Source organism: Prevotella sp. C0209C1, assembly GCF_056583855.1.
The window spans coordinates 1-4051 of the sequence record NZ_JBWPJP010000060.1; the positions used below are offsets into that span (position 1 = coordinate 1).

2 protein-coding genes and 2 pseudogenes are annotated in these 4051 nt (G+C 33.3%); 3 read left to right on the top strand and 1 reads right to left on the bottom strand.

Annotation, left to right across the window (positions count from 1 at the left end; all coding sequences use genetic code 11):
- Positions 1–126: 126 nt before the first annotated feature.
- Positions 127–666: a hypothetical protein gene (locus AC1DCD_RS10075; protein WP_464641360.1), complete on the bottom strand. Its 540-nt coding sequence runs from the start codon at positions 664–666 to the stop codon at positions 127–129.
- Between the two features lie 303 nt (positions 667–969).
- Between AC1DCD_RS10075 and AC1DCD_RS10080 the strand changes: the two are divergent.
- The 3 genes and pseudogenes from AC1DCD_RS10080 to AC1DCD_RS10090 all read left to right on the top strand — a co-directional run.
- Positions 970–1086 (top strand): annotated as a pseudogene (locus tag AC1DCD_RS10080) (ThiF family adenylyltransferase); the annotation flags it as partial.
- Positions 1079–1405 (top strand): annotated as a pseudogene (locus tag AC1DCD_RS10085) (hypothetical protein); the annotation flags it as partial. The pseudogenes AC1DCD_RS10080 and AC1DCD_RS10085, both read left to right, overlap by 8 nt.
- 223 nt (positions 1406–1628) lie before the next feature.
- Positions 1629–3926: a carboxypeptidase-like regulatory domain-containing protein gene (locus tag AC1DCD_RS10090; RefSeq protein ID WP_353586092.1), complete on the top strand. Its 2298-nt coding sequence runs from the start codon at positions 1629–1631 to the stop codon at positions 3924–3926.
- Positions 3927–4051 lie beyond the last annotated feature (125 nt).

A 4051-nucleotide genomic window follows, 5' to 3' on the forward strand; every position in this document is an offset into this window, starting at 1 on the left:
GAGTGGGATGTATTATCGTGCACATGATTCTAACAAGGAATAATGCTCCTAACTTATCAAAATATAGACGGCTTAACCTGAACTGGGGTAAATAGTTATGTTTTATGGAATCCTATAAGGTTTTTGTTATAAACTTATATCTTGAGGATTCTTAAAGCTTTTTATGTAATTACCATTTGAGAAGTAATGATAGCTTGCATAATCAATTTCTTTTAGATTTAAACCGATTAAAGAATGATAAAATTTATCGATATATTTTGCCCTTGATTTAGTATTATATACACTTGTTTTTATCATTAAAATAGGAAAATTATTTGTGACACCTAAAAAAATGTCATCATAAATATTTGAAATAACAAGTAAATCTGTATTGTTTTTCTTACATATATCTTCTAATATGTTTGGAGGTAAACAAAAAGAAGACTTACAAAATGGTGTATAATCGTATATTATAACGTTGTTATGATTTGAAAGGTATTCTTTTACTTGTTCTACAGTGACAGTGTATATATTTGAGTAGTCGTGGATTTCGTCTATTTTTCCTTTGTAGTTAATTATTTTTGCTTGTTCCTTTTTTGACAAGTGGGAATAACCTGATGTCAGTCCTGCTATTTGACAAGATGCTAAACTTAATAAAACAATAGCGAGTAAGTAAAACTTTTTCATAAGGTTATAGTTTTAGAATTAAACATAAATAATAATTTTGCAAATTTACATAAAAAAAAATAAGCAAAAAAGTTCTTTTTGTAGTTTGTTAACTTTTAGATATAAAGCGGTATATTTTATTACTCTATAAAGAGTTGGATTTGGAGAGATTATTGGACGAACATTATCATGAGTAGCAAATATGTTATCTTCTGAATATGTTATAAAATCTAAAATAATCAAAGGAATGAGAGTTTTTTACACTTTTGTGTAGTGCTTGTTTTTATTGTTGCTTATACTTTTGCCAAAAATAATTATTTCGTTATGGAAGACAGATATAATAGAAACAGGCTCCATGTGAGCGAAAGAGAACAAAGCAGCATCAAAGATTATAAAATATGCCTTGGTGGTGCAGGTATAGGCAGCATTATCTCTGAATGCTATTAACCAGGAAAGTAAATATAGTTTTTGGCATATCGGACGCTTTGCCGTTGCAAAGGAATCGGGAATATTTACATTGACATAGTTCAAACGATTAATGGCATTGGCAGTAAAGCCGATAGTTGAGGACAAGTACAGCTATATGATTGCAGAGATTGACAGCAAACTATTGAAAGTAATGAAAGTTTTGGGATTTGGTACACGTCAAATCGGAAAATCCATTTACTACCTGACATCTGAGACCGTTCCAGTATGCTCCAGTAAAAGAGGTATTATGGGGTTCTTTTCCAAGTATGGTGAACTTTGCAAGGCAGCATGATTACACTTTTGTGTAATATTTCAGACAACAAATTCAGAATTACACAAAAGTGTAACGATATAATTTGGAGATATAAATATATTTGCAACAGAAAATAAGCCTGTTATCTAGACATTGCAAAGATAACAGAAGAAAATCTTTTTCTATGCCAGATTCCAGATGTACAAGGGCTAAAGATATAAATGTAATATGATGAGGAAAATTATTTAAATGTTATAAAATGATGAAGCATATTTTTACGATGCTCCTATTTCTGATGTTTTCCAAAGGGGCATACTCTCAAGTGAGTGTAAGAGGAAACATTATTGATGAAAACGACAAGGAAGTAATTGGATGTTCAGTCAGAATTCTGTCGACAGATTCGACATTCTTGTCTGGCGGCGTAACCAATGATGTGGGTGAATTTCATATTAAAAGTATTCAATCGAATAACTTTATCGTTCATCTGTCATATATAGGCTATGAAGACCAATATATTACCTGTAATAATGCATCGGATGATGTTGATATGGGAAAGATCAAACTGATGGTATTACCAAAGGTTTTAGGTGAGGTAAAAGTCATTGGCAGTAATAAAATTCAGAAAATTGACAGACAGATACTTATTCCTAGTAGTCTGCAACGGAAGGCATCCAGTAATGGACTTTTGTTACTGCAGAATTTAAGTCTTCCACGCATTGAGATTAATTCTATTAATAATAGTATAGAGATGACTACAGGAGGGACAGTTGAATTACAAATTAATGGAGTAAAGGCAAAGCTTCCCGAGGTGAAATCTCTAAGACCAGACGATATAGCAAAGGTGGAATACCATGATAATCCGGGATTACGTTATGGAAATGTGGGAGCTGTCATTAATATTATTCTGAAACGTAGGAACTCAGGTGGAAATTTCTCAGTCGATTTAACCAATGGCATAAATAAAATCGGAACAGGAGATTATAATGTTTCCGCTAATTATTATTTTGGAAGTTCGTCTTTCAAGCTTATGTCTAATTGGGAACGCAGAGATTTGAAATGGATACGCGAGAATGTTGAAACCTTTAATGGAACAGCAACTTCACTATACAATGTGGAAACAGGCTTGCCTACAAAGGTAAAATATGACAGGATGAATTTCCTATTAGGTTATGACTATAGTAAAAACAATAATCTGCTAAGTATCAACTATAGACAGTCATATATGGATATGCCTTATTCCATATCAGACAGAGAATCTGAACTTACAAGTGCTGGACAGGAATATAAAATATCCGATCATGAAAAGTCGAGGGAAAATATACCTTCATTAGATATTTATTACCAGACAGAATTGGCTAAAGGAAAGAATCTGTTTATTGATGTGGTAGGAACCTATATAAAAACTAAGAATAATAGGCATTTTGTTCAGAGAGGAGTAAATTCTGTTGAGGAATATGCATCGCAGACAAAAGGTGATAAATATTCGCTCATCGCTGAGGCTATTTATGAGCAAAAGATTAAAAATTCCATGTTATCACTTGGCATAAAACATAATCAGGCCTTCGTTTCCAATAATTATGGTGGAACCATCAATGCGAATATAAGCATGCGAACAGCTGAGACCTATGGGTATGTGGAATTTATGTCTAAGGTAGGGAAATTGGTATACACCATGGGTAGTGGTGTAATGAGAACATATAGCAGTCAGGGAGATGTAAGCCAGAGTAAAATTATTTTTCGGCCAACACTTAAATTGTCATACAATCTGACCAAGAACTTACTTGTTAGATACACTGGCTATATTTCAGGTTATTCTCCATCATTATCAGATATGAATGATGTGAGTCAGAATATAGATAATTATCAAGTTAGACGAGGAAATCCTAATCTTAAGACAGTAAAATTCGTTTCTAATGATTTGACTATCAACTGGAAGTACAAATGGTTGGATTTGGATTATCTTATCAGATACAGCTTTGATGACAAGCCATTGATGGAGACGACATTGTTCGAGAATAATAAGTATATACGTACAATGGAAAATCAGAGGGGTTTTCATCGATTGCAGAATAATTTAAATCTGAAGCTGACTCCTTTCGGTGAAAGTTTTCAGGTTAATATCAGCACATACTTGAACAGATACATAAGTGAGGGAAATAATTATACCCACACCTATTCTGATTTTGGTGTAAATGGTTCTGTTACCTTTTTGAAAGGGAATTGGTTCCTGATGGCCAGTGCCAGCAAAGGGCATAGAATACTATGGGGAGAGACTTTAACCAAGGAGGAGACTCTACATTCAATATCTGTCGGCTATAATAAGGATAACTGGGGCATACAAGCTCAGGTGTTGAATCCTTTCAGTAGCAAGTATAGTCAGTATGTAGAGAACTGGTCGAAGCTAGCTCCTTACAGGCAGGATGCTTTTTCGCATGACCTGAATAGAATATTCATGCTTGAAGCATATATCAACGTAGACTTCGGTAAACACAAGAACAATGTAAACAAACGAATAAATAATAGTGATACCAATTCTGGCATTTTGTCAGGAAGCAAATAGAAGGTATAGCTATGATTGATTAGATATTTAATTTATGCGCATTTTAAATAGTCGTCCCTTAAAAACTATATTTCAGCATAAAGTTTGTACTGACAAGCTTTATGCTGATTCTTTTTATAAGGCAC

Coding starts and splice junctions, on each gene's coding strand:
- AC1DCD_RS10075 (WP_464641360.1), bottom strand. CDS start 666: ATGAAAAAGTTTTACTTACTCGCTATTGTTTTATTAAGTTTAGCATCT.
- AC1DCD_RS10090 (WP_353586092.1), top strand. CDS start 1,629: ATGAAGCATATTTTTACGATGCTCCTATTTCTGATGTTTTCCAAAGGG.